This window comes from Pontibacter sp. Tf4, from assembly GCF_014212495.1.
Lineage (GTDB): Bacteria > Bacteroidota > Bacteroidia > Cytophagales > Hymenobacteraceae > Pontibacter.
Genome location: NZ_JACKZC010000015.1, coordinates 23259 through 45214, shown reverse-complemented (window position 1 = coordinate 45214; position 21956 = coordinate 23259). Strand labels below are relative to the sequence as shown.

The following is a 21956-nucleotide window of genomic DNA, read 5'->3' as shown; positions in this document are numbered from 1 at the left end:
TCCACCTCAGCCACTACCTGGAGCTTAAAGCCTAAGGTATAATCGCGCTGACTACGCTTGCTTTTTTTCTCTGCTACTTTTTCCATAATAGGTTAATTTTAATGTCAACCTATTTTAGGACGGGACATGCGCTCAAAAAAGGCCTCGATCGGAGTTTTAAAGCGCTCTTCAATCTCCTCGGTCAGCTCTTTGTCTACAGGGCCGGTTTTAATCCAGGTAGAGCGGAGTTCTTTCAGTTTCTCCGATGCTTCTTTCCAGTCGATACTATCCTGCAGGGCTTCCGCTTCTTTTATCAGGCCTATTTTGATGGCCAGGTTCTTTTCGCGGTTCTGTTTTATAGTTTCATTTATATCTTCCTCGGCTTTGCCAAGGATATGATACATGGCTTCAAAGTCGCCAAGGGCATCGTAGTTGCCTACCTGCTCTTTCATATGAAGCACTTTCATCAGGAAGGAGCCTTTGTTTTCAGAAGAGGCGATGCGCTCCAGCAGGTTGTTTACTTTGTCGCGGAACATCTCAAAACGCTTCGCAAAATACACCAGCGAGTCGTCCTCAGATTCTTTAACATCGCCAACCTGGCGGGCCGGGTAGTTCATAAAGGGTTTTAACCACACCTGCTGGTCCTGAATAAAGCCATACTTTCTGGCTTCTTCCAATAGATCGTTGTTTTCCATTTTTGTATGGATCGGGTTATGCGTAGAAAATATAGGGTAAGAGCACTTTTTTAAACTAACTTTAGCATACGCAGCTTTACCGGTAGCGTTATAGTAGCAGTTTATGACCGAAGGTCCCTGTACTGTTTGCTGGTAATACTGGTTGCAAAGCAAGTATAAGTATACTTAGCCCATTCGTATGTTACAAGTTTAACGATTTCGGCGCAATAAACTGAAAGGTAAATGCATGAAATTTTACGATATTTGTATGTAGTTGATAAAACAACGGTGGCACGGGCGTAACAGTATAATTTTTCCGGAGCCACTTACCGAAGTATAACCTCACAAAAGCATAGCATGAGCAACGAAAAAATCATTTTCTCGATGGCTGGTGTAAGTAAAATTTACCCACCTCAAAAACAAGTACTTAAAAACATTTACCTGTCGTTTTTCTACGGGGCTAAAATTGGCGTGCTGGGCCTTAATGGTTCCGGTAAATCAAGCCTGTTAAAGATCATTGCCGGTGTTGATAAGCAGATACAGGGTGAAGTAGTCTGGAGCCCGGGCTATAGTGTGGGTTACCTGGAGCAGGAGCCGCAGCTGGACCCGACCAAGACCGTGCGCGAGATAGTAGAAGAAGGCGTAGCCGAAGTGGTAGCCCTGCTGAAAGAGTTCGATGAGATAAACATGAAGTTTGCCGAAGAAATGACGGACGACGAAATGAACAAGCTGATCGAGCGCCAGGGAGTAGTGCAGGAAAAGCTGGACCACCACAACGCCTGGGAACTGGATAACCGCCTGGAGCGCGCCATGGACGCACTTAGAACCCCGCCGGAAGATGCCATTATAGGTAACTTATCGGGTGGTGAGAAGCGCCGCGTGGCCCTTTGCCGCCTGCTGTTGCAGGAGCCGGATGTATTGTTGCTGGATGAGCCTACCAACCACCTGGATGCCGAATCGGTGGACTGGCTGGAGCAGCATTTGCAGCAGTATAAAGGTACTGTAATTGCTGTAACCCACGACCGTTACTTCCTGGACAATGTAGCTGGCTGGATTCTGGAGCTGGACCGCGGCGAAGGTATTCCATGGAAAGGCAACTATAGCAGCTGGCTGGAGCAAAAGGCTGGCCGTCTGGCACAGGAAGAGAAGACCGAAAGCAAACGCCAGAAAACCTTACAACGCGAGCTGGAGTGGGTGCGTATGGCGCCAAAAGCCCGTCATGCCAAGTCTAAAGCGCGTATCAGCCAGTATGATAAACTGGCCGGCGAAGATGCCAAGCAGAAAGAAGAAAAGCTGGAACTCTTCATTCCGGATGGTCCGCGCCTGGGCTCTCAGGTAATAGATGCGCACAACATCAGCAAAGCGTATGGCGATAAACTGCTGTTCGAAAACCTGAACTTCTCGCTGCCACAGGGTGGTATAGTTGGTATCATCGGCCCGAACGGTGCTGGTAAAACTACCTTGTTTAAGCTGATAACCGGCCAGGAAAAGCCGGATGCAGGCGAATTTACTGTAGGCTCAACGGTGCAGATCTCTTATGTAGACCAGGAGCACGCGCAGCTCGATGCCAATAAGTCTGTGTTTGAAGTGATAACCGGCGGTACCGAGCACATGCTGCTGGCTGGCCGACAGGTTAACTCCCGTGCCTATGTCAGCAAGTTTAACTTTACCGGTGCCGACCAAGAAAAGAAAGTAGACAAACTATCGGGTGGGGAACGTAACCGCGTGCACCTGGCCATGACACTGAAAGAAGGCGGCAACTTACTGTTGCTCGATGAGCCTACCAACGACCTGGACGTGAACGCGATCCGTGCCCTGGAAGATGCCCTGGAGAACTTTGCCGGTTGCGCCGTTATCATCTCCCACGACCGCTGGTTCCTGGACCGTATCTGTACGCATATCCTAGCTTTTGAAGGCGACTCGCAGGTGTACTGGTTTGAAGGTAACTATACCGATTACGAAGAGAACAAGAAGAAGCGCATGGGCGATGTAGAGCCGAAGCGCATCCGTTATAAAAAGCTGGTTTAAAGAATTACGAATTACGAATTTTTAGCCTGAATATAGAAGCCCGTTGCAGCAATGTAACGGGCTTTTTATATATAGTAAAATTTATATTCTTATAGTTATTTATGTTACTCGCTCTCTGCTTTTTACAGCGTAAATAAAGTTGTACTCATCTCCTGAGGGGCTTTTACTAACATTCCTATACCTTATGTTAACATATCCTGTTAATACGCGTAAACTCTAATATACAAACAGCCAAAGGTATAAATCAGTTGTTAAATGATTAAAGGTTGTTTATTATGAAAAAAGTCTACCAAAATGATGAAGAGTTAGCTTACTGGATTATAGCAGGATACTTTGCCATTATCGGCAGTATCGCCGTGATAGTATCTTAGCTTAAATAATAGTAAGAAAATACAAAAGCCGCACTGCAAGGTACGGCTTTTGTATTTATAGTTGGTGGCGGTTACTTTACGCGCTCAAACTTCAGTTCATCAAAGTGGAAGTCGGGGTTGTTGGCATCCAGGCGCAGCTGGCTTATAGTTCCGTCTTCGCCCACCAGAAACCGTGCGCGGGTAGGCGTGAGCAGGGCATAGTCTGTTTTCCAGTCCAGGTCAAAAATGTCGTGCTGCCAGTGGTTCAGGGTGCCGCCCAGCGCTGGGGCAGGGGCCAGCTGCAGGTCCAGTTTGCCATTTTTCAGGGTAACTATAGCATCGCCGTAAAGCTGGCTGCGGTAGGTACCGGTGTAGGCGTTCAGGTCCATGGTTGGCTTGCTTTTACGCTTCTTCTCTTTTGGTTTCTTGGCTTCTGCCTCGGCTTGTGCTTTCTTAGCCTTTGCCATGCCATCCAGCATTTGCTGGCTCCAGTCGCGGCTGTTCTGCAAGCCAAAGAACTGGTCCAGGGTATAGTTGGCAAGTGGCGTCATAATGCTGCTCATGCTGTTGGTCAGGATCACGATGCCCAGGTTCTCTTCCGGCGCCAGTACAGTGCGGCTGTTCATGCCTTCGTGGCCACCGCCATGGTATACCAGTTTACGACCTTCGTAGTCGCTTACAAACCAGCCCAGGCCAGCAGCATTAAAGTGCGTGGACGGCATGTACTCTTCCGCTGCTTTAGATACCGGGAACGGGTTATGTGCCTGCCACATGTGGCGGCTGGCGTCTTCGCTAAATATCTGTTTGCCTTTGTAGGTACCGCGGTTAAGCTGCAGGCGCATCCACTGGGCCTGCTGGTTTACGCTGGTAAAAATCCCGGCTGCCGGGTTCCAGTTATCCCAGGCGTTAAAGGTAGTGGCAAACGGTTTGTCATCCTTGTCAGAGCCATGCGGTGAGGCTACATTCTGCACCCCTTTCAGATCGTTTACCGACGTGTAAGAGCGGTTCATACCCAGCGGCTGAAAGAATGTTTCTTTTATGTAGTTTTCCCAGGTTTTGCCGGTTACGTTCTCAATTACTTCGCCGGCTGTAATAAACATCAGGTTGGAGTAACCATAGCCATCGCGGAACCCATATGCTGGCTCCAGGTACTGCATTCTGCGGATGATGTCTTCGCGACTATAAGTTGTGTTGTACCAGAGCAGGTCGCCGCTGAAGGTTTTGAACCCGGCCCGGTGGCAAAGCAGGTCTTCAATGGTCAGGTTTTCGGTAACGTAAGGGTTGTATAGTTTCAGGTACGGGATGTACTGGTTCACCTTGTCTGTCCACTTTATTTTGCCGGCATCTACCAATGTAGCCAGCGCGGCCGAGGTGTAGGCTTTGGAGTTAGAGGCAATCCCGAAAACAGTGTTGGCATCTACCTGGCCGCCGGTGTTAGCGTTCAGCACGCCGTAGCCTTTGGCAAAAATCACAGAGTCGTCTTTAACTATAGCAATGGCCATGCCCGGCACATTCCATTCTTTCAGGGCTTTCTGGTAATAAGCATCAAGTTTGGAGAGGGTGGCTGCCGTGTTTGCTTTCTGGGCCAGCACAGGTTGCAGTAACAGGCCAAGCAACGTATAGGTTTTGTTCATGAAGATAGCATTTTATGATGCAGCAATATATGGATTTTTGCTCTCCCATAAAACCAGGCCACCTTATAAGCAAAGCTATAGTTGTAACTATAAACCGGCTATAGTTTGGTGGAGTGCTATAGTTGTGAGGTTATCTACTCCGGCTTTTCGCGCCTGTCAGAAAAAGGGGCGGGCTGCTGGGTTAACTTTACAGGCTCTCCCCGGAAACCGCTGTTCTCGTTATGGTTGTCGTAAGGTACTTTTATGCCGTGGTAGTAGTCCTGTAGTTTATAGTCTTTGCGGAGCGGGTGACCTTCCCAGTCAGCTGCGCAGAGGATGCGGCGCATGTCGGGGTGGTCTGTAAAATAGATGCCAATCAGGTCAAACACCTCGCGCTCGTGCCAGTCGGCGGTGCGCCAGATGTGGCTGACGGTTGGCACGGCTGGTATTGGCTGGCCTGCAGTGTTGCGCGGTACCTGTACTTTTAAGGTAAGATGCTGGTTGTAAGGAATGGAATACAGGTTGTAAACTACTTCCATCGTTCCGGCTTCGGGGCCATTGTCGATACCAGTGAGGCAGGAAAGGAAATCGAAATACGTTTGCTCATTGTCGTGTAGCTCCAGGCATACCTCGGCCAGGCGCTCTGGCTGCAGCACCAGGTAAGGTTGCAGGTTGTCTGGCTTCTCGGCAACTATAACCTCAGCGCCAAACTGTGCAACTATAAAATCCCGTAATTCCGCAAACGTCATTTAATTATTAATTAGTAATGATTAATGAATAATAAGTGGTATTCGATCCCACTAGTAGTCATTACTCATTAAACATTATTCATTACATCTTCATTATTCATTCGTTCAGCCATAATTTGCTGTACGGCTCGTGGTGCGCGTATTGTCTCTTTCCGGATGATCTCCTGTAGTTTCAGGAAACCACCGATCAGGGCTTCGGGGCGGGGCGGGCAGCCGGGGACGTACACGTCTACCGGTATAATTCTGTCCACACCTTTTACCACATGGTAGCCATGCTCCCAGTAAGGGCCGCCGCAGTTAGAACAGCTTCCCATCGAAATCACGTAGCGCGGCTCGGGCATCTGCTCGTACAGGCGTCGTACGCGGTCGGCCATCTTAAACGTAACCGTGCCGGCCACAATCATCACATCCGACTGCCGTGGCGAAGCCCGTGGTATGATACCGAAACGGTCCAGGTCGTAGTTAGAGCCGTAAGCGCCCATCATCTCAATGGCACAGCAAGCCAAACCAAACCCCATCGGGAACAGCGAGGTAAGCCGCGCCCAGTTCAGGAGGTCGTCCAGTTTGGTAATTACAATGCCGCCTTCTCCGGTTTTATCCACGGGCTTTAATGATTAATGACGATTGAGTAATAAATAGATAAACTATAGTTCTTCTTTTTTGTCCTCTGTAAAAGTATCTTTTGTCCTGATGCTATAGTTGCGCTCGTTCACGCGCTGGTATAGTTCGGCTGGTATTTTGGAGCGGCTTTTGGGTATAACCGGGGCAGGTTTTATCCAGTCCAGGTGGCCTTTTGCCCAGGCATACGCCAGGCCCAGCACCAGTATACCGATAAAGATGAACATCTCGATCAGCGCGAACCAGCCCCATACACCATCTGTAGCTTCTATCAGGTCCCGGCGGCCAAACACCGTTGCCCACGGAAACAGAAAGGCCAGCTCTACATCAAAAATGATGAAAATAAGCGCCACCACGTAAAAGCGCGGATTAAACTGCACCCACGAGTTGCCAATCGGCTCTTCCCCCGACTCGTACGTTGTCAGCTTTTCGGCGTTTGGTCGGTTAGGACGCAGCAGCTTGGCCGTAAGCAGACCGATTACCACAAAAATGGCGCTTCCTACTATAAATAGCAGGATAGTTCCGAAGTCTGATGTATAGTTCTCTGCCATAGTAGCTGCTGTTCAGACAAATTTACGATAAATTAATTTGTGATTGCTCGCTGGTGCTTGTCTGAATCTTTAAACAGGGCTTTTACCCCAGGGATTTACAGGATTGGGCTGTTGCTATAGTTGGCTCACCTATTGTTCTATAGTTGCCGTGGTCAAACCACCCCTGCCCCTCCTTATCCAAGGAGGGGAACCTTGCAGTCTTTGATTCATAAACTATAGTTTTATAGTTGCTGCTTTAACACCCCTGTAGTCCCCTCAAGGGGACAATCTCTGCCTTTAACTATAGCTCAAACTATAGTTTCATAGTTACAGACCACGAGCAGGACAGGTTTACCTGTCCCTACGGAACTTTCACCACGAGAAAAGCTACAGAACTATAGCTAATCAAATAAGCTATAGATTCGCTATCGAAAGATCTCAGTCTTTGGGTTGAGCGCCTTGGCAGGTTCCGGTGCCGATAGGCAGCGCGACGTTAGGAGCGCAGGAAGCTGGCACCGCGCGATGCCCGAAGACGGGGCCTCCCGGCCTCAGAGGGAGGCAACCAAACTATAAAACTGTAGGCTCTTAGAGCTCCCAGGATAGAAAGTAGCTATGAAACAAACGGCTTGTGTCGAGTGGTAGGCAAAGTTAACTATAGAACTATAGCCTTTCAACTATAAGCTGAGATAGATTTCTCACTTTGTTCGAAATGACAATAGTGGAACTATAGGACATATAAGATGTCTCGGCTTTGCTCGACATGACAAAGGAGAAACTATAGTACAAATAAGATCCTTCAGCTGCACTCGGGATGACACGTAAAACCTCAACTATAGCTAAAATCAAACTATAACCAATAACCTTTGCCACTACAACCCGGTACCAATAGCACCATTAACCCAAAATAAAAAATGCTGACAGGCCGTGTAAATGCACCCGAAATCAAAACTGCCCATGGCTGGCTGAACACCGACCGTGAACTGACTCTGAAAGACCTGCGCGGTAAAATTGTTCTCTTAGATTTCTGGACGTTTGGCTGTATAAACTGTCAGCACATTGTACCGGATTTGAAGCGCCTGGAAGATGAGTACCACGATGTGCTGGTAGTGATAGGAGTACACTCCGCTAAGTTTGATGCCGAAAAACAGAACGAAACGATAAAGCAGGCCATCCTGAAGTTCGGGATTGAGCACCCGGTCGTGAATGATGCCGACTATAAACTATGGGACCAGTATGGCATAAAAGCCTGGCCAACTATAGTGCTGATAGACCCGCATGGCAGAGTGGTTGGGCAGCACGCCGGCGAAGGTGTGTACGACAGGGTGCAGCCTTATATACAGCGGCTGAAAGATGAGTTTAAAGATGAACTGAACTATGAGCCGATAAATTTCCACGTGGAGCATAGCGGAAATTCTATCTTATACTTCCCATCCAAGCTCATTAGCGACCCGGATGGTAACATTTACCTATCCGACAGTGGACATAACCGGATACTTAAACTAAACCAGCAAGGGCAGATACTGGAGACGATTGGCAACGGCAGACAGGGCTTTTCGGATGGCAACTATAGCAATGCCACTTTTTACGAACCACACGGCCTGGCCCTGCTGGGTGATACATTGTATGTAGCCGATGCCAAGAACAACGCCATCCGGAAGGTAGACCTGCAACACAAAATGGTAACAACTATAGCCGGCAACGGCGAGCTGGATTATTATTTTATGGAGGAACGCGCCCAGGAACCGGTAAACCCCAACAGCCCCTGGGACCTGCTTATTTACGGGCAGAGCATGTTTATTGCCAGCGCCGGCAACCACCAAATCCTGCGCATGGACCTTGAAACCGAAAAAGTATACCGCTTTGCCGGCTCGGGCCGCGAAGCCCTGGCAGATGGCTGCTGGCTGGAATCGGCTTTTAACCAACCCAGCGGACTGGCCATCAATAAAAATGTGCTCTACGTAGCCGATGCCGAAGCCAGCGCTATCCGGACTGTAAACATAGACACCGGCATGGTGCTCACGCCGCTCGGCCAGGGGCTGTTCGATTTTGGGGATGTGGACGGCCACGTAGACGATGCCCTGCTGCAGCACTGCGTAGGCGTAGAGATTATAGACAGCGACGTGTACATTGCCGACACCTACAACGGGAAAATAAAAGTGCTCGACCTTAGTCGTAACCGCGTACGCACCCTAACCAGTGGCCTGCACGAGCCCAACGATCTGATCCTTTTGAACGGCAAACTATGGGTAACCAGCACCAACAGCCATCAACTCTTTAAAGTGGATATGACGACCGGAGAGAAGGAAGAAATTACAGTTAGCAGTAAACAGTTATCAGGAAACAGTAAACAGTAATGAGTTAACAGTAACCAGTTAACTTTAACTGAACACTTGTAATTGTTTACTAATAACTGTTTACTGCTAACTGTAATTACGCTGCTGCTTTAACTATGGCTTGCTGTTTTACCCGGAGGGCCTGCTGCAGGTGGCGCTCCTGGTGCATTACTACAAATTCCAGGGTCTCGCCGATGCGCATTTTCAGCAGTTTAAAAAACTCGACCGGAATGGCTTTTTTGTTCAGGTTAGTTGTGCGGGCGCTTTGCAACAGATTTTGCAGGTCCTGGAGGTGCTTCTGAAACTCGGCTATAGTTGCTGGGCTTAGCTGGCTGTTGGCGGGGTTCATGTGCTTTACCGTTTTGTGCTTTTTGCCGTTCTGGGGGCGCACCATGTCCAGCGACTTTTTACCTAACCAACTATAGGTAATGCTGGGTACATAATTTCCATCGGCGTTGTTGGCTACGGCTTCGGCAAGGGCGGCATTGTAATAGCGGCTGTAGCGGTTCAGGTGCTCCAGGCACTCCAGTATGCTCCAGCTGTCGGGGGCAGGTTTATAGTTCAGTGTGGTGTTGTCCAGCCCGGATAGTTCGGTAACTATAGTCTGGTACTGGCTGCTGACTGTTTGCTGTAGTTGCTCTAATGTGATCATAGCGGTATAGTTTTATTTTGTACACTACAAAGGTACAGCAGCTTACACCTGCCAATCCTTGACGGGAATCAAGATTTACACTTTCAGGCGGCTCAAAGTCTCGGGCGACATGCGCAGGTACGAGGCAATGTACTTTTTGGGGATGTGCTGAAACAAATGCGGGCTGCGCTGCATAACGCGTTGCAGGCGTTGTTCCGGCTCCGGAAGCAGCAGGTCTACTTCCCGCTCTATTTTACCAACCAGGGCCTTTTCCAGTTGCTCGTACCAGAAGCGCTTAATGTTCGGCCTTTCTTCCATCAGGTTCACAAGGTCGGTTTTGCTGATGCCCAAGAGCTCGCTTTTCCGGAGTGCCTGTATGTAATACGCCGACGGCTTGCCATCCACAAAACTCGGAAACGAGATCATGAGTGTGTTCGGGTAACCAAAGCCAACGCAAATATCTTCGTCGGGTAAAGGGTAGTAAATGCGGAGGGCGCCGCTGGTCACAAAATACAATCCCTGTTCTACCTGCCCCTGGCGTATTAAAAAATCATAGCGGTTCAGGTGCACCTGTTTCTTCCAGAGCGGCTCAAACGCAGCTATGTCGTCCGGGGTGAAGTAAGGGATTTGCTGGAGTAGGGCGCGGAGCATGGAAGAAGACTTCTCTTAAATTAATGTTGCATTAGCTTATCAAAGTAAGAAATTCTTCTTCATAAATAATTCTAATTTCCTTACCACTTGAAATCAGTGATTCAATTTTAGCCATTTTAGAAGGCCCCGCATTTGAGCCAACCACCACAATATTTGTTTTAGTGCTTATTGCTGTGTTTATATCCGCGCCCATACTCTTCACAATTTTGGCAGCGTCTCCTCGGTTAATTGACTTCAAATCACCTGTAAAAACGAGCTTCTGATTATAGAATACACTATTTTTATCTGCTGCATCAAGGTCAGGTTTAAGAAGTGTTCTTTCTATCTTTTTATCTTGATATATAAGATCAAAAGACGATTGAGCATTTAAAGAGACCCTTTTAGATATTAAAGCTGTTAGTTCCTGATGATTAAAATGAAAAATAGACTTTGGTAAACGCGGAATAGCTGTAATTGCTATCATAGCTGAAACTATAGCATCAGCTTCGCTATTATGATGTTCAAATTCTACTCCGAAGTATTTTGCAACATCTTTTAATCTATAGTCGACTAAATCATCAAAAGCTTCTTGCGCAAGTTTATGGGTACAGAGATATTTGAAACTTGGCTGTGGTAAGTCGTAAAGGTTTAGAGTCTGAGTTAAAGCATTAATGTCAAAATCAGCATTATGAGCTACCAGAATCTCATCTTGAATAATTGATTTTAAATGAGGCCATAAATCACAAAATTCAGGCTGTGATGCAACTATCTTATCTGTAATCTTATGAATATCTGTATTTATAGTAGAGAATCTTAATTCCTGGGGTCTTACAAGAATATGGTTTGTTTCTACAATCTCGCCTTTACGAACTTTTGCATATCCAATCGAACATATGCTGGCTCTTTTCTCATTAGCCGTTTCAATGTCTATTGCTGTAAAATTAAGCTCTGAAAGCTGGTTAAGTACATAGTTTTGATTCATAGCTGATGTATTTTATCTTGTATTATAAATATACTAAATAAAATATGATTAGCAATATGATTTGAATCACCGCCGCTGCTCAAACTTCTCAAACCCAGCCAGTCCATCTAACTCTTTAACTACCACTTTTTCAACCTTAGCCCGCTCCGGCCCGCGGTGCGCCCAGGCTTCGAGTTTGGCTATAGTTTCGGGGTCGCCTTCGGCTTCTAAATACACGGTGCCGTCGGGCTCGTTCTGCACAAAACCGGTAAGTCCAAGTTCCTGTGCTTTCTCCTGGGTGCTGGCCCTGAAAAATACCCCCTGCACTTTTCCGTATACTTTCATAGATACCCGTTTATAGTTGTTGTTCATGGTTTTATAGTTTAAGTTAGCTGCATCATGTGCTACGCAGCAAAGTTAAGCTTGTTAGCCAGAGCTTTACAGCGCCCGTGTTAGAACAAAACAGGGTAGTGCCGTTGTTATACTATAAGCCCCAACTATAGGGCTTTGCTGAAATTTGATTTATCTTTATTGCCGCCGTTTTTAAATGCATCCGGCAGGTTTAGAACAGAACTATATGTCGTTATTATTCACTGATTTTAAGAGCTGGGACGCGCACTGCGCAGAGACCGGCCAGCCACTATACCAGCCGGTGCTGGAGTACGAAATTGAGCAGAAAGGCCGTACCGAAGAATTTATCTGGGAAAACATTGCCAAGGCGTACGAAGTGATGAAGGATGCCGTAAAAACCGGCCTCACCGAAAACATGACCTCACGCTCGGGCATGGTGAACAACGGAGCCAAAAAAGTAGCTAACTCGCCGGTTACCGTACTGTCGCCGGAGTTCCAGATGCTGGTTTCAAGGGCGTTGGGTGCCAAGGAAGTTAACTCGTGTATGGGGCGTGTGGTGGCAGCACCTACGGCTGGCGCGTCGGGTATTTTGCCGGGTGCCTTTACCACGCTGCAGGACCTGCACGGACTGGAAGACAGAAAAATACACGAAGCCCTGCTGGTTGCAGCTGGTATAGCCCTGATTATTGAGCAGAATGCCTCGCTGGCAGGTGCCGTGGGCGGTTGCCAGGCCGAAACCGGCAGCGCTGCAGCCATGGCGGCCGGCGGTATCGTTTACTGCCTGGGCGGTGATACAAAGCAGGTGTTTAATGCGGTAGCCATAACTATACAGTGTATGCTGGGCCTGGTGTGCGACCCGGTAGCTGGACTTGTAGAAGTGCCGTGCATTGTGCGTAACGCCAGTGCGGCTGCTATTGCATATTCCTCGTCGCAGTTGGCCATTGCCGGCGTAGATCCGGTTATACCGGTAGACCAGTGTGTGGCTGCCCTCGGCGAAGTAGGCGAAAGCATGGAGCGTAAGTACAAAGAAACTGCTGAAGGTGGCCTGGCCAATACACCACGTGCCCGCGAGATCGAGAACTTTGTGCTGGTGCAGGATGTAGAGATTCTGCCTGACGAAGATGCAGTGTAACAGTTAGAAAGTTGGGAAGTTAAAAAGTTAGAAAGGGTGAATGACCTGTATGGTTATTTGCCCTTTTATTTTATGATGCGGGCAACGGTATTTATAGTTTTGTGCTCTTTGTAGTTGAAGAACTATAGTTTATCTTGATATGGCGCGAGCGTCCTCGCCGTGTCGGCTATAGTTGGACCTCTGGCCCATTAATTATAAGATTCAATACTATACTAATACAACTTACCTGGCTAAAATACAACTTACCTGGCTAACTATAAACTATGAAAAAGCCCCTGATCATCACTATGCTGGCTGTGACCGCTACACTATCGGCTTGCACAGTGCCGCAAATGGCGTTGCAGTCTGATTTTAAGCAGCAGGCGGAGGAACTGCCTGTTGAAGGACGCAAAATGCTGAAACCGAACGGCGACTTCACCATCGGCACCTATACTGTAACCAATGTAAAGCGCGGCTGGGTGCAAAAGAGTGGAACCAATATTTTTGGCTACAACGAAAACGAAGCAACCCAGAAGTACCAGCTTAGTTTGCGGAACAGCCAGGGGCAGGAATGGTCGATGATCTCGGGGAGCTACCTGGGTATAAAGTCGTGGGAGGATGGTAAAGGCCTGACGATAGAACTGTCGCCGAACATGGAGTATTATGTCAGTAAGATCACGTCGCCGGAAGGTGAGGAGTGGCGTCTGATAACCGTAGACCCGCGTCATTATTTTAAGCGCAAAGAGTTTTTCGGAGAGCTCTCAAACGGAACTACCACCTTTAAGATAGATCCTGTTTATAAATTTGAAGGCAAAGGCTTGCCGCTTTCAGAGATCGTGGGCTATGAGTTCAGGGATTCCGGTAGCGTGGTGGGAGCAGTGCAGGTTATTAATGGTGGCAAAGTGTGGTTAAATCCTGATCTTCAAAGTGATACACGCACGGTAATTGCCAGTGCCATGGCCTCGTTTTTGCTTTACAATAAGTTGGAAGAAAGCTTTCAGGACAATTGAACTAAATTAAAGAATGTTTCTGTTGCCGCAGTAAGCGTAATTTCATCACATTTAGTTGGCGGTTCGTCACATTTTAGTGTCCAAAAGTATAAAAACCAGTAAGTTGCGCGTTAATATTGCAGGCTGCCCTTGCGTCAGCGTCACTCTGTTCAGTCATAATAAATGAAGAATTTTTTTTGGTGGTGCGCCGGAGCCGACGATACCATTTTAGAGAAGTGTTCTAAATCGGAGCACATAAAATATGCCGGTGTGGGCGCTACCGTTCTGTTTACGGGCGTGCTGGCCAGCATTTCGGGCGGGTATGCCCTGTATTCTGTTTTCGATTCGGTACCAATGGCTGTAGCTTTTGGCTTGTTGTGGGGTGCCGTTATCTTTAACCTCGACCGTTTTATAGTTTCCACCATCCGCAAAGAAGGCCGCTTCTGGAAAGAACTGCTGATGGTGACGCCCCGTATTTTGCTGGCCCTGGTACTGGCAATCGTTATCTCGAAGCCGCTGGAGCTGAAGATCTTTGATAAAGAGATACAGGCGATACTGAAAGAAAAGCAGGCCGAACTGGCAATACAGCACAAAACCCTGGTAGGAAAACAGTTTGCCGAGGTGGATTCTGTTAAATCTGAGATTGCTGCCATCCGTTCTGAAATTGAAGCTAAAGTACAGGAGCGCAACAAACTATACGAGATCGTAGCTGCCGAAGCCGACGGAACTGGTGGCACCGGTAAAATAGGCAAAGGCCCGATTTACGAAGAGAAAAAACGCCAGTACGACAAAGTAGACGAAGAACTGAAACTGCTACAGGCCAGCGCCGCCGACCGGATTCTGGTAAAGGAAAAACGTATTGCTGATTTGATGAAGCAGTATGACGAGACAGTTGCCGAAGGCCAGAAAAGCTTCTCGAACTACGACGGGTTGATGGCCCGTATTGATGCCCTGAACCAACTGCCGTGGTTGCCGGTGTTCTTTATTACACTGCTGTTCATCATGCTCGAGACTGCTCCGATCTTTACCAAACTTATCACCAATAAAGGGCCTTATGACGATATTCTGAAGGGGGTAGAGCACGAACGCACCACGCAGGAAATACAACGTGTGGCCGAGCGCCAGAAGCAATATGATATTAAACAGGCTGTAACCGAAGCAAAATTTGCCGCCCGCCAGGAGTATGAAATCGATGCCAAACGGGAAGAGGAAAAACTGAAATCGGATGCACACCTGGATGCCGTACGCGAATCGGCAGCTGTTTGGAGAGAACGTAAACTGGCAGATATTAACCGCAGTCCGAACACCGCCACCGAAATACTGAACGATGGTGAAGAGAACGGCTACTATAAGTGGTAAGAAAGTAATTAAACTATAAGCAAAGCGCCCGGCAAGTGTAAAACCTGCCCGGGCGTTTTTGTTTGTCTGAATCGGGTTACCTCACCCCAGCCCTCTCCTTTTATCGAGGGCCCCTACCCCCAAAACAGGAGAGGGAGACTTTTGGGTTCTGTTATAGTTAGGCTATGGCTCTATAGTTAGTCTTTCTCCGCTGGCGCGGGTTTGTAACCCGTGTCTAACTATGGTGTTGAGTTTGTAACTCAACTGGCCCGGTAGGGACAGGCATAAGTAATAGCTGTGGCTATAGTTCTATAGCAGTCCAACCACCCCTAACCCCTCCTTGTCTAAGGCGGGGAATTTTCTGCTATTGCTATAGTTTAGGCTATAGTTCTATAGTTTTACTACCGCTGTTCCGGACTTCCTTGTCCGGAGCCAATCTGTTTCGGAATTCCTGATCCGCGTTATTCTGGTTGCTTCTTTTTATTCTGCCATCCTGAAAGGATCTTTGAGAGAATTGACTACTGCTATAACCCACCCCAACCCTCCCAGGAGGGGAATTCTGGCCTTTGCTATAGTTTCCGTTATCATTCTATAGTTGCTACTGTAACAACACAAATGAGCACGACAACTATAAAATTGGCTGTTATTTGAGCTTTTTTACCCGTTACGGCTGCTATACTTTTCCAGAAATCGTAACTTGCAGTAACCAAACCCATCCTGACATGACCGTTTCAAAAATGGCTCAGAACCTGATCGGCTCCGAAATTATAAAGCTGGCCGGTGAGGTTAATTCCATGATTGCACGTGGAGAGCAAATCTGCAACCTGACCATCGGGGACTTTGATCCCAGCATCTATCCAATTCCGCAGGAACTGAAAGAAGGCATTACTAAAGCGTACAACGAAGGCCATACCAATTACCCGCCTGCCAATGGCGTAGCGGTGCTCCGCAAAGCGGTAACGGCCTTTACCAAAGAAAAACTGGGCTTATCTTACCCGGAGAACGATATTCTGGTAGCTGGTGGCTCACGTCCGCTGATCTATGCTACGTACTTGGCCCTGGTTGATCCGGGCGATAAAGTGGTTTTCCCGACCCCATCCTGGAACAACAACCATTACTGCCACTTGTCTGGTGCTACGCCTGTTATGGTAGAGACCCGGGCCGAGAACAACTTTATGCCGACTGCCGCCGATGTGGCTCCGCACCTGAAAGGCGCAACCCTGCTGGCTTTGTGCTCGCCGCTGAACCCGACCGGTACCATGTTCGCTAAAAAAGACCTTCAGGAGATATGCGACCTGGTGATAGAAGAAAATAAGAGCCGCGGCGAAGGCGAGAAACCACTTTACATCCTCTATGACCAGATCTACTGGATGCTGACTTTCGGTACAACGCACCAGCACTTCGACCCGGTAAACCTGCGCCCGGAGCTTAAGGATTACGTGATTTACATTGATGGCATATCGAAGAGCTTTGCTGCTACTGGTGTGCGTGTTGGGTATGCTTACGGCCCAACTATAGTTATGGATAAAATGAAGGCTATACTTGGCCACGTGGGTGCCTGGGCTCCGAAAGCAGAACAAATGGCCACAGCCGCCTACCTGCAGCAGCCAGAACAGGTAAACACCTTTATGACTGGTCTGAAGCAGAAGATACAAAGCAGCCTGGAGGTGCTGTACAATGGTTTTAAAGACCTGCAGAAAGAAGGTTTCGCTGTTGATGCCATAGAGCCGATGGGTGCCATTTACCTGTCTGTGAAGATGGACCTGGCCGGTAAAACAACTCCGGCTGGCGAAGTGCTGCACACTAGTAAAGACATTTCTTTCTACATCCTCTCAGAGGCTAAGCTGGCGGTAGTGCCGTTCTCTGCGTTCGGTTCTGAGCCAGAGCTTAACTGGTTCCGCTTATCAGTTGGTGGTGCATCTTTGGAGGACATTAAGGCCTCAATGAGCAGGTTACGTGCTGCGCTTGAGAAATTGAAGTAAACTATAGTTATAGCCCTCGCTTGCGTCCCGCGAGTGTGAGCTATTAAGCGGACTCTGGCCGCGTCTAAACTATAGTTTATACTTTGGTTATAGTTTAAAACCAGATCATAACGTGGCGGGACGCCACCTGATAACTCACACTCGCGGGACGCGAGCGTGGGCTTAACATCAACTATAAAAGAGACCTGCCAACTATAGCAGGTCTCTTCCTATTATGGCTCAATCGTGATCTGGCGGCTTATGCTCTCTTCCAGCGAAATAAAAGTTTCAGTGCGCTGTACGCCGGGCAGTACCTGTATCTTTTCGTTCAATACTTCGCGCAGGTGTTTGGTATCGCGGCAAATCATTTTTACAAACATACTATAGGAGCCGGTTGTATAGTGCAGCTCTATAATTTCAGGGACCTGGCGCATCTGCTCTACTGCTTCCCTGTATTCCGAGCCCTTCTCCAGAAACACCCCAATAAAGGCGCAGATGTCGTAGCCTAGCGCAACCGGATCCACCTTTAATTCTGCTCCGGTTACTACTCCCATCTCTGTAAGCTTTCGCATCCGCACATGTATCGTTCCACCCGAAACACCCAGGGTTTTGGCAATTTCGGTGTAAGGCTGCTGCACATCCAGCATCAGTGCTTTTAAAATTTCTTTATCCAGGTTATCAATTTGGTAATTCATATAGCCAGAATCAGATCCTTTTTAATGGTTTTACAATTTATACGTGCATTTTTTTAAAATATAATAACGAGGTAGATTTATTTTTGATGAGGTGTTAAAATTGTGCAACCTGTGTTGCTTAACTATAGTATAGTGGCAGGAGAATATTTAATAACTAATCAAATAAATAATTATGCAAAAAGAAGTTTTAGAAGAGCCTAAGGTGCTGGAAGATGTGTTAAGCCACCTGAGTCGGCCCGCACTGCCGGGAGTATTGCTCATACAGCAGGGGATTGTGCGCGCCACACACGATTTTATGTTTAAACGAGGCCTGACGCAGCTCATGCCGCTTATGCTGTCGCCGATAACCGACCCGCTTAACCATGGTGTGGTAGATGCCAGCATCCCGTACGCAGATAGGCGCTGGAGCCTGACCAAGTCCATGATCTTCCATAAGCAACTGGCCCTGATGCACCCCGACCTGGATAGCATTTACATTGTGTCGCCGAACGTGCGCTTAGAGTTTGCTGACCGTGCCCAGACAGGCCGCCATTTGTTCGAGTTTACGCAGATAGACTTTGAGTTTAAGAACAAAGACCGCTTTTATGTAATGGATTTTATGGAGGACCTGGTAAACTTTGTGTTTTCCCGCCTGAACGAAGAACTGCCCGAACTGCTGCTGGAAATGCGCGGCGAACTGCTGCCGCTATACGAGAAATGGCCGGTATTCCGCACTGAAAAGCTGGAAGCTGCCCTTGGCCAGGATTATGAAATGTTGCAGTCGCAAATGCTGGATACGCCGTACTGGCTATTGAACCACAAGCGTGAGTTTTACGACAAAGAAGACCAGATGCGCCCGGGCACTTACTTTAACTATGACCTGGTATGGCCCGAAGGTTTTGGCGAAGGCTTGTCTGGTGCAGAGCGCGAGAATGAATACAAACAGCTACTGAAGCGCATGACCGAGACAGGCGCCAACAAAGAGATATTTAAAGATTACCTGGAAGTGGCGAAGCGTGGTGAGTTGCCAAGAACTGCCGGTGCCGGCTTTGGCGTAGAGCGTATGACCCGCTTTATCTGCAGACTGCAGGATATTAATGATGTAACTGTGTTTCAGCGCCGCCCAGGCCATGCATCCATCTTTTAAACTATAGCTTATGAACGAAGCCGATAATGGAGACAATCCGGATAATGTTTTAATGTGAAACGGCCTGCTATAGTTGCAGGCCGTTTTTGTTTATAGTTGAACAACAAAGTCGATAATTAACAATCAACAATTTAACAATCAACAATCAAGTTCTCTCCTTCCAGAGCTGGTTAAACGATTTTGGTGCTACTTTTAGTGGTTCGCGGCGTTTGCTCCAGCTGTCTTTCTGCACATACTTCAGCACATAGTTTTTGATGCCGGCCGGTGCCATGTTCATCAGTTTGCGGCTCTTCATGGCTTTCAGCCAGAACTTAAAGGCTGTTCTTTCCTGGCTTTCGGCTAAGTTCATGTCCACGCTCTGTTTGCGGTTTAGCAGCAGCAGGTTGTGGATGTTTATTTTAACCGGGCAAACCGATGTACAGGCGCCGCACAACGAGCTGGCAAAGCTGAGGTGTTTGTTCTCGGCCATGCCATTGTAATGTGGCGTTAGTACAGAGCCGATCGGGCCGGAGTAGGTGCTCTCGTAGGTATGGCCGCCAATGTTTTTATACACCGGGCACACATTCAGGCAGGCGCCGCAACGGATGCAATTCAGGGCTTCGCGTTTTTCGGGTAATGCCAGCAGTTCGGTACGGCCATTATCCAGCAGGATCACATACATCTCTTCCGGGCCATCCTTTTCGTGTGGCTGGCGCGGGCCCGTAAACACCGTGTTATAAACTGTTACATTTTGCCCGGTGCCGCTGGTGCTTAGCAATGGCCAGAACAGGTCCAGGTCCATGATAGAGGGCAACATCTTCTCGATGCCAACTATAGCAATATGTGTTTTCGGGAAGGTAGTAGACAGGCGCGCATTTCCTTCATTCTCGGTAACGGCAACACCCCCTACATCAGCAATCAGGAAGTTGCCACCAGTTATGCCTATCTCAGCAGACGTATATTTTTCGCGCAGCAGGCGGCGGGCTACGCCTACCAGCTCCTGGGCATCGTCGGTGGGGGCTATGTTAAGTTTGCGTACAAACAGGTCGGCAATGTCCTTTTTAGACATGTGCATAGCTGGTGTTACAATGTGGTAAGGGCGCTGCTCGGCCAACTGTACAATATACTCGCCAAGGTCGGTTTCCACCACTTCCACGCCATTTTTCTCCAGGTAATTGTTCAGGTGTATCTCCTCCGTAGTCATCGATTTGGATTTTACTACAGAGCGGGCGCGCCGGCGCTTCATGATCTCCCCAATCTCTTTTAAAGCCTCCTGTGCATCGCGTGCCCAGATAACCTTGCCGCCACGGGCTGTAAAGTTGGCTTCAAACTCCATCAGGTACTTATCCAGGTCCTTAATGGTGTTGGTTTTGATATAGGATGCCCGTTCGCGGGCCAGTTCATGGTCGGAATATTGGGTGAGGCCACGCTGCACAGCGGCATTATACTTACCGATGTTGAATTTTATAGTAGCGCGGTGGTTCTGGTCGAATGATTTTGTTTCCGCGTCCAGCAGAAACTGCTTTAGTTTACTCATACTGTTTCGCCTACTGTCTTCTTACCCGTATAGTTGCCTGAACTATAAAAGAAAACACACCCAAAGTTAGAAAGTTAAAAAGTTAGAAGGTTAGAAAGTTTTAAGTTTTTGAAGGAGTGACTAAAGGAACTATAGTTTGTTAATCTTTAGCTATAGTTTGCCTTCCAGCCCTTCTCTAACTTTTTAACTTTCTAACCTTCTAACTTCCTAACTATAAAGGTTTACTTTTTATTGCTGTCTACTACTATGCGGTTGTCGCGGTTGGCGAGTTCCCAGGTAGTGTAGAAGGCAAGGCGGGCTACTTTTTCAGCGCTGTCGAACAGGATTTTGTCTACTGAGTCGCTTGGCTTGTGGTAGTCGGCGTGTACCCCGTTAAAGTAGAAAATGATCGGAATACCGTGTTTGGCGAAGTTGTAGTGGTCTGAGCGGTAGTAGAAACGGTTCGGGTCGTTCTCGTCGTTGTACTTATAGTCCAGCTTCAGGTTCACGTACTTCTGGTTGGCTTCTTCGTTAATGGCATGCAGCTCCGATGACAGTTTATCTGCACCGATCACATAAATATAGTTGCTGTCGTTCTGCTTCTCATAATCAAAGTCCATGCGGCCGATCATGTCGATGTTTACGTTGGCAACCGTGTTCTCCAGCGGGAAGATCGGGTTGTTTGAGTAGTACTCTGATCCCAGCAAACCTTTTTCTTCGGCAGTAACCGTCATGAACAGGATGCTGCGGCGCGGACCCTTGCCATCTTTTTTGGCTTGTGCAAACGCTTCGGCCAGCTCAATTACAGCTACCGTACCAGAGCCGTCGTCGTTGGCGCCGTTAAAGATCTTGTCATCTCCCTGGGCACTTTCCTCCATTCCTACGTGGTCGTAGTGGGCAGTTACCACAACAATCTCATCCTTCTTGTCAGAGCCTTCAATAAAGCCCAGTATGTTTTCGGTTGGCAGTGGTGTGGTGTTGCGCTGCGTCAGTACTTTTATGCTGGCTTCAGGCTTATAGTTGGTAGCTGTAGCGCTCAGGTTGGCAGGGGTAGTGCCTAAAATGGCGGCGCCCAGTGCCGGCGATGCAATAAAGGTAGTAGTGCGGCGGTTGTTGGTTTTACCTGGCATAGAGATAGAAGCCTGGCGCAGACGATTGGCGTAGCGCTGGTTCATCATGGTAAAGGCCTCCGGCGAAAGCACATACATAATGCTGGCAGCTTCTGCTTTACGGGCTACCTGCCCAAGGTCGTTCATCTTCTTCTCGAAGTCGGTTATGTTGCCAACCATTGTAACCAGCATTTTGCCTTTCAGGCTGGCAGTGTCAACAGGGGCGTTATCGGCAATAAACACCGGTGCAGCGCTCTGCTCTGTGGTATAGATCGATGAACCCATCGGGAAGAAATCCTGCATCATGGCAAACTTCTTAGAGCCCACCATCATATAGCCGTCGCCCCAGTTGCCTTTTTCAAGGTCAAAGGTTTGGTAGTATGGGTTCGGTCCGTTCTTTACAGGTCCCACCAGGCCATCTTCTCTGAACTCTTTTGCAATGTATTCAGCAGCCATTTTCTGGCCTTTCTCGCCAGTGTTACGGCCTTCGTACTCATCCGAAGCCAGAATGGTTAAGTGCTTCGACAGGTCGGCGGCGGTGATGGTGTTGCCGTAAGTGGTTGCAGCGGCGCGCAGCTTTTCGGCATCAGTAACGGGTGTTTTAGAGGCTGTGTTACTGGTAGATGCGCAGCCCGAAGCGAGCAGAGCGGCCAGTACAAACCCATAGGTATGCAGGTGTTTCATC

General features: G+C 48.2%; 19 protein-coding genes. 7 read left to right on the top strand and 12 right to left on the bottom strand.

Going from position 1 to position 21956, the window contains the following annotated elements; genetic code table 11:
* Positions 1-104: 104 nt before the first annotated feature.
* A complete protein-coding gene (locus H7F15_RS18995; protein WP_255481334.1) occupies positions 105-674 on the bottom strand; it encodes a DUF349 domain-containing protein in 570 nt (189 codons plus the stop codon).
* Positions 675-1010: 336 nt separating this feature from the next.
* Here H7F15_RS18995 and ettA point away from each other — a divergent pair, with 336 nt between their 5' ends.
* Entirely contained in the window at positions 1011-2681 is a 1671-nt protein-coding gene (gene ettA / locus H7F15_RS18990; RefSeq protein ID WP_185198583.1) for an energy-dependent translational throttle protein EttA, read from the top strand.
* Positions 2682-3123: 442 nt separating this feature from the next.
* On the opposite strand, the gene H7F15_RS18985 is transcribed toward ettA, so the two are convergent.
* The 4 genes from H7F15_RS18985 to H7F15_RS18970 form a co-directional block, all read right to left on the bottom strand.
* Positions 3124-4665 (bottom strand): serine hydrolase, encoded by a 1542-nt coding sequence (locus H7F15_RS18985; RefSeq protein ID WP_185198582.1) that lies wholly within the window; start codon positions 4663-4665, stop codon positions 3124-3126.
* Between the two features lie 134 nt (positions 4666-4799).
* Positions 4800-5393: an NADH-quinone oxidoreductase subunit C gene (locus H7F15_RS18980; protein ID WP_185198581.1), complete on the bottom strand. Its 594-nt coding sequence runs from the start codon at positions 5391-5393 to the stop codon at positions 4800-4802.
* Positions 5394-5461: 68 nt separating this feature from the next.
* The gene (gene nuoB, locus H7F15_RS18975) at positions 5462-5995 is read right to left on the bottom strand and encodes an NADH-quinone oxidoreductase subunit NuoB (protein ID WP_185198580.1); all 534 of its coding nucleotides are present in this window, start codon (positions 5993-5995) and stop codon (positions 5462-5464) included.
* Positions 5996-6037: 42 nt separating this feature from the next.
* A complete protein-coding gene (locus tag H7F15_RS18970) occupies positions 6038-6562 on the bottom strand; it encodes an NADH-quinone oxidoreductase subunit A (RefSeq protein ID WP_185198579.1) in 525 nt (174 codons plus the stop codon).
* Positions 6563-7452: 890 nt separating this feature from the next.
* On the opposite strand from H7F15_RS18970, the gene H7F15_RS18965 reads away from it, so the two are divergent.
* A complete protein-coding gene (locus H7F15_RS18965) occupies positions 7453-8895 on the top strand; it encodes a thioredoxin-like domain-containing protein (protein WP_185198578.1) in 1443 nt (480 codons plus the stop codon).
* 76 nt (positions 8896-8971) lie between these two features.
* On the opposite strand, the gene H7F15_RS18960 is transcribed toward H7F15_RS18965, so the two are convergent.
* The 4 genes from H7F15_RS18960 to H7F15_RS18945 form a co-directional block, all read right to left on the bottom strand.
* A complete protein-coding gene (locus H7F15_RS18960; RefSeq protein ID WP_185198577.1) occupies positions 8972-9526 on the bottom strand; it encodes a DinB family protein in 555 nt (184 codons plus the stop codon).
* A 75-nt stretch (positions 9527-9601) separates the two neighbouring features.
* Positions 9602-10156: a Crp/Fnr family transcriptional regulator gene (locus H7F15_RS18955; RefSeq protein WP_185198576.1), complete on the bottom strand. Its 555-nt coding sequence runs from the start codon at positions 10154-10156 to the stop codon at positions 9602-9604.
* Between the two features lie 31 nt (positions 10157-10187).
* Positions 10188-11117 (bottom strand): exonuclease domain-containing protein, encoded by a 930-nt coding sequence (locus tag H7F15_RS18950; RefSeq protein WP_185198575.1) that lies wholly within the window; start codon positions 11115-11117, stop codon positions 10188-10190.
* 66 nt (positions 11118-11183) lie between these two features.
* Positions 11184-11468, bottom strand: a complete 285-nt coding sequence (locus tag H7F15_RS18945; protein ID WP_185198574.1) for an acylphosphatase — start codon at positions 11466-11468, stop codon at positions 11184-11186.
* Between the two features lie 205 nt (positions 11469-11673).
* On the opposite strand from H7F15_RS18945, the gene sdaAA reads away from it, so the two are divergent.
* From sdaAA to H7F15_RS18925, 4 genes are all read left to right on the top strand, one after another.
* Positions 11674-12579: an L-serine ammonia-lyase, iron-sulfur-dependent, subunit alpha gene (sdaAA, locus tag H7F15_RS18940; RefSeq protein ID WP_185198573.1), complete on the top strand. Its 906-nt coding sequence runs from the start codon at positions 11674-11676 to the stop codon at positions 12577-12579.
* A 263-nt stretch (positions 12580-12842) separates the two neighbouring features.
* Positions 12843-13568 carry a hypothetical protein gene (locus tag H7F15_RS18935; protein WP_185198572.1) on the top strand — a complete coding sequence of 242 codons (726 nt, stop codon included), beginning with the start codon at positions 12843-12845 and terminating at the stop codon, positions 13566-13568.
* A gap of 162 nt (positions 13569-13730) precedes the next feature.
* Positions 13731-14906: a DUF4407 domain-containing protein gene (locus H7F15_RS18930; RefSeq protein ID WP_185198571.1), complete on the top strand. Its 1176-nt coding sequence runs from the start codon at positions 13731-13733 to the stop codon at positions 14904-14906.
* A 701-nt stretch (positions 14907-15607) separates the two neighbouring features.
* The gene (locus H7F15_RS18925) at positions 15608-16867 is read left to right on the top strand and encodes a pyridoxal phosphate-dependent aminotransferase (protein WP_185198570.1); all 1260 of its coding nucleotides are present in this window, start codon (positions 15608-15610) and stop codon (positions 16865-16867) included.
* Between the two features lie 212 nt (positions 16868-17079).
* On the opposite strand, the gene H7F15_RS18920 is transcribed toward H7F15_RS18925, so the two are convergent.
* On the bottom strand, positions 17080-17541 hold the full coding sequence (locus H7F15_RS18920; protein ID WP_185198569.1) for an Lrp/AsnC ligand binding domain-containing protein: 462 nt from the start codon (positions 17539-17541) through the stop codon (positions 17080-17082).
* 172 nt (positions 17542-17713) lie between these two features.
* On the opposite strand from H7F15_RS18920, the gene H7F15_RS18915 reads away from it, so the two are divergent.
* Positions 17714-18667: an asparagine synthetase A gene (locus H7F15_RS18915; protein ID WP_185198568.1), complete on the top strand. Its 954-nt coding sequence runs from the start codon at positions 17714-17716 to the stop codon at positions 18665-18667.
* A 145-nt stretch (positions 18668-18812) separates the two neighbouring features.
* Here the strand turns inward: H7F15_RS18915 and H7F15_RS18910 are convergent, their stop codons facing one another.
* Positions 18813-20183 (bottom strand): LutB/LldF family L-lactate oxidation iron-sulfur protein, encoded by a 1371-nt coding sequence (locus tag H7F15_RS18910; protein ID WP_185198567.1) that lies wholly within the window; start codon positions 20181-20183, stop codon positions 18813-18815.
* Positions 20184-20404: 221 nt separating this feature from the next.
* On the bottom strand, positions 20405-21955 hold the full coding sequence (locus H7F15_RS18905; protein ID WP_185198566.1) for a M28 family peptidase: 1551 nt from the start codon (positions 21953-21955) through the stop codon (positions 20405-20407).
* Position 21956 lies beyond the last annotated feature (1 nt).